This is a genomic window from Phaeobacter sp. QD34_24, assembly GCF_028890115.1.
In the GTDB taxonomy this organism is placed as follows: domain Bacteria; phylum Pseudomonadota; class Alphaproteobacteria; order Rhodobacterales; family Rhodobacteraceae; genus Phycobacter.
Genome location: NZ_JARCJD010000048.1, coordinates 1 through 3,294, shown reverse-complemented (window position 1 = coordinate 3,294; position 3,294 = coordinate 1). Strand labels below are relative to the sequence as shown.

Below are 3,294 nucleotides of genomic sequence, written 5' to 3'. Positions count from 1 at the left end.
GGTGCCCAAAGGTCTTCCTGTCAGCCATCGCACTCGCAGCGCTCGTCATTTACTGGCTATGAGTCCTGACCCTAAATCGTTTTCCCACCTGTCTTCTATTGAGTGAAAGGCATTGGAAATTGCCTCATACATGGGGAATAGGAAGCCTTGCAGTCCATCCGGTAATGTGGCGCGCTTAACTTCGGCAGTTAAATCAATCGTCTTATGCTTCAAATGGAGCACCTTTCATGTATTTGGTCGTGCGTCAGTGAAGAGCTTGGCCCGGTCCACCCCTTGATACCACGAGGTTTGGGCCGGACCAATGTCCGTTCCCCATTCCTATGAATGTTGATTTGTCCCCTCGATGAAAGTCCGCTCCCCGACCATCACCTCGAATGCCTGGACAAGCAATCCCTATAGTCGGCAGCGTAATTCCTGCACATCAATCGTGGCCAGAGCCTTACGGCCTCCCCTGCTCGGCTTCGCGTGTCGCAGGGGAGAACGGCCCTTCGGTCCGTCGCGCATTCGGCCATGCGGCCTCACCGCGGCGTCGCACCCGGCATCCCGGTTTGCCCGCCTCACGAGCACGTCCCTCCCCGGCCGCTCCGCCGGATTGCGCTCTGGTCTGTTTTGCGGGGCAAAACGATCCCGCCGCTGCATCCGTCTCCCGCGTCCGGTCGGGCCGTTTGCCTGCTCGTGTCGGGCAAACCTACCGTCAAAACACACACACATGAGTGTGGAAGCATATCCTCCGGATGGCCCCCAAATCAGCCCGCGTCAAGGATCGCAAAACTTTTCGGCGAGGGCGGGGTCTGTGGCGTTGGGCGGTCCCGTGCGTGAGCGCGCGCGTGTGTCGGGTGCTGCGCGCGGAAAACTTTTGCGCCCGGCAAGCCGGCGGCTGCGCCGTCCCTGACCCGGGCAGATTCGGAAACCAGACATTCGGCCATGCCCCCACACTCACGTGGTGGCTCTATAACCGAACACTGGAGACCAGACATGGCTTACGACACCGCAAACACCTACGAGACCATCGAACTTTTCGGACTGACCGAGAAGGACGCACAGCTGCCGATCCCGGAAGATCACGTCCTGACCGACCACATCATCCGCGAAAGCTTCGAGGCTCTGCTCGGTCCGCTGCGTGGGACCGGGCTCGAGGCAGAAATCGAACCGCTGGCCCATGGGTTGGCGACGATACTGCAGCGGCGCAAGGTGGCACTTGGCAAGGAGATCGACCGCACCGCCGACAAAATCGGCGCGCTGGCAAAATCCCATGACGGATCGGAGATCGCCGAGACCGCGCTCGAAGAAGCGCAGGCGCGCTTTCTGCAGCTGCGCGAGGTCGTCAGCGCCATCGAGGTGATGAGCGAGGCTGCGGCGGAATGCTACGAGATCGAGACGGGCCACGCCTTCATCCCGGCATCCGGGTCGCGCGCAAGCGTCCGGGCGCAAGAAACCGGGGCGGTCTTCGAGGCGCGGCAGCTCCTGGAGCAGCATGACCGCGAAACCGCTGAAAAGTCGAAAGTCGAGGGGGTGCCCCTGATCGTCTCGGGCGCCACCGACTGGACTGATGTTGATGTGATCTTCAACACGCTCGACAAGGTTCGGGAGCGGATAAGGCAGAACCGCAATCAGGAGATCTTCCTCTGCCACAAGGGTGGCAAGCACGGGGCGGAGATGATCGCGGCTCGGTGGGCTCGCGCACGGGGTGTCGCACAAGCGCGTTTCGATCCGCGCTGGTCCGCGCATGGGCGGGCGGCACCGTTCAAGTGCAACGACGAGATGCTGGACGACAAGTTCGCGGCGACGGGGGTTGTGCTCTTCGGCGGCAACGGGGTCGCGCTGAACCTCGGGCAGAAGGCGGAAGCGAAAGGCCTGACGGTCATGCGGGTTGCTGACCTGGCGAAGAAGGCGTCGCAGGATTGAAGAGAGAGGGTCGCCTTCGGGCGGCCCTTTCGTCGTTTCTTATGGGTGTGGACGTTCTCCAAATCACTTTGCCTAGCAATTTCCTGTTTTGATAGGTATATGAATGCCAAGCAAAACTTGGAAATGATAGGCATGACCCCACTCAGCAGCATCGCGATGAGCGCCTATACCGACCTGGTGCGTCTTCTGAAGGACGACGCCTTGTCCGGTGTCGAAGGCAAGCCCACACTCAAGGAGCGTGGGGATAAGGCCTATTGGTATGCCGCGCGCCGTGTCGGGACGGAGATGCGGTTCATCTATATCGGCGAAGACAGCGACGAGACGCGCGCGCGCATCGACCGGATCGAAGAGCTGCGCGCAACGGCCAAGGATCGGCAGGCGGAACGGTCGCGGCTTGTTCGGCTCTTGCGTGCGGAAGGCATGACGCCCATCGACCGGGCGACCGGTTCCATCCTGTCGGCCATGGCCGCAGCCGGGACCTTCCGTTTGGGTGGCACCATCGTCGGAACCAATGCATTTCGCCTCTATGAAGGCGAGCTTGGTATCCGTCTGCCAATTGGCGGTATGGCCAATACTGGCGACATCGACATCGCGCAGTTCGAGAAGCTCAGCGTTGCGTTGCAGGATCAGGTCGACCCGGGTCTTGCCGAGACGTTCTCAGCGCTCAAATTCGATCCTCTGCCAGCTCTTGACCAAGGTCGGACATGGCGATGGGCCCAGGGTGGCAGCGGCCAACTGGTCGAGTTCCTGACACCGGCGTTCGGGGATGAGACCATCCGTGATCTGCCAGCATTGGGCGTGAACGCCCAAGGATTGAACTATCTCAACTTCCTGATCGCTGAGCCGATCCACGCGGCGGCGATCTATAGATCCGGCGTTCTGGTGCAGGTGCCCCGCCCGGAGCGTTATGCAGTCCACAAACTGATCATTGCCGACCGGCGCCGCGATGGGGCAGGGAGCCTGAAATCCGCGAAGGACCGCGAGCAGGCGGCTTTCCTTATCGAAGCGATGGCCGAGGACCGGCCCGATGATCTGGCTCGGGCCTATGCCACCGCAATGGAGGTTGGGCCGCGCTGGCGGGAACACATCGGCAACTCGCTGAAGCGAATGCCTGATACCAGGGGGATGCTCGACAGCTTGGGCGCGTGATGGCCATAACCGGGTCGCCTTCGGGCGGTCCTTTCGTCAAATCTCATGGCGCGTGCGATCGGTCACACTTGATCTGCATCTCACGGCGTCCAGCACCGTCATCCCTCTACCCAGCCCGTCAGAGTTCGGCCCATCCGCATCGGTACGGGCTGGGGATGGTGCGCACCTAGGGTCAGGACCCATTGATTTCCGTCCAGCGGCGTGATTCACGGTTCGAAAATCGAGCGGTAACATGTCTGA

2 protein-coding genes are annotated in these 3,294 nt (G+C 61.3%); both read left to right on the top strand.

The genetic code is table 11. From position 1 onward, the window contains the following. Window positions 1-975 precede the first annotated feature (975 nt). The gene (locus tag PXK07_RS18525; RefSeq protein WP_065331804.1) at window positions 976-1,905 is read left to right on the top strand and encodes a DUF2493 domain-containing protein; all 930 of its coding nucleotides are present in this window, start codon (window positions 976-978) and stop codon (window positions 1,903-1,905) included. 156 nt (window positions 1,906-2,061) lie between these two features. Continuing rightward, on the top strand, window positions 2,062-3,054 hold the full coding sequence (locus tag PXK07_RS18520) for a nucleotidyltransferase family protein (RefSeq protein WP_269843301.1): 993 nt from the start codon (window positions 2,062-2,064) through the stop codon (window positions 3,052-3,054). Window positions 3,055-3,294 lie beyond the last annotated feature (240 nt).

What these genes read in the sequence shown, in the direction of transcription:
- PXK07_RS18525 (WP_065331804.1), top strand. Translation starts at nt 976, where the DNA reads ATGGCTTACGACACCGCAAACACCTACGAGACCATCGAACTTTTCGGA.
- PXK07_RS18520 (WP_269843301.1), top strand. Translation starts at nt 2,062, where the DNA reads ATGAGCGCCTATACCGACCTGGTGCGTCTTCTGAAGGACGACGCCTTG.